Source organism: Mesorhizobium sp. M7A.F.Ca.AU.001.01.1.1, assembly GCF_004022735.1.
In the GTDB taxonomy this organism is placed as follows: Bacteria; Pseudomonadota; Alphaproteobacteria; order Rhizobiales; family Rhizobiaceae; genus Mesorhizobium; species Mesorhizobium ciceri.
The window spans coordinates 1-723 of record NZ_RZPF01001285.1; the positions used below are offsets into that span (position 1 = coordinate 1).

At 58.8% G+C, this 723-nt stretch carries 1 protein-coding gene; it reads left to right on the forward strand.

What is annotated here, in order from left to right:
* Window positions 1-551: methyltransferase domain-containing protein (locus EN884_RS37685; protein ID WP_128361217.1), on the forward strand; the 551-nt coding region annotated here is incomplete at its 5' end.
* Window positions 552-723 lie beyond the last annotated feature (172 nt).

Below are 723 nucleotides of genomic sequence, written 5' to 3' on the forward strand. Positions count from 1 at the left end.
ACCTCACACCAGTCTTTGTCGAGGCATCCGGCCGACTGACCATGCTCAGCGGCCTTGGCGACAAGGTTCGCTTCCACGAAGCCGACGCGGCGAAACTGCCCTTCGCCGACAACACATTCAACGCGGCAATCTGCTTCTATGTCGGGATGAACATCGCCGACAAGGCCGCCGTCATCGGGCAGGCTTTTCGCGTTCTGAAGCCGGGCGGCAAACTGATCTGGACCGAAGCCGTGCTGGCTGCCGGCGAGCCGAATTATCCCTTGCCCTGGGCGGTTGCGCCGGAAACCAGCCACCTTGTTGACCGGGATACCCTGAAGACCCTGTTCGCCGACGCGGGCTTCCATATTGACGAAGTCATCGACGAGACCGGCGAACATGTCGAACTGGCGATGCAAAGGGCCAGTTCCGGCATCATTCCTTCGCCTGTGCAACGTCAGGTCAATGAAATCGTGCTCGGCACCGAATTCGTGCAGCGACGCAAGAACTACATCCGTAGCCTGAACGAAGGCAGATTGGCATCGCTGGCCATCATCGTCTCGAAGCCTGCCTGATCGGAGCCTTGATCGTAACGAAGGGCAGAAACAAAAAACCCGCCTTGGGCGGGAAGTTGGCGCAACTCAGCACCAGAAGTAGCGACCGGCAACACCATGGTTCGCAGTTTCGTTCGGCTCGCGAACCACCGCCTTTCTATACCATTGTGCGACATTGTACACGACGGTGCCA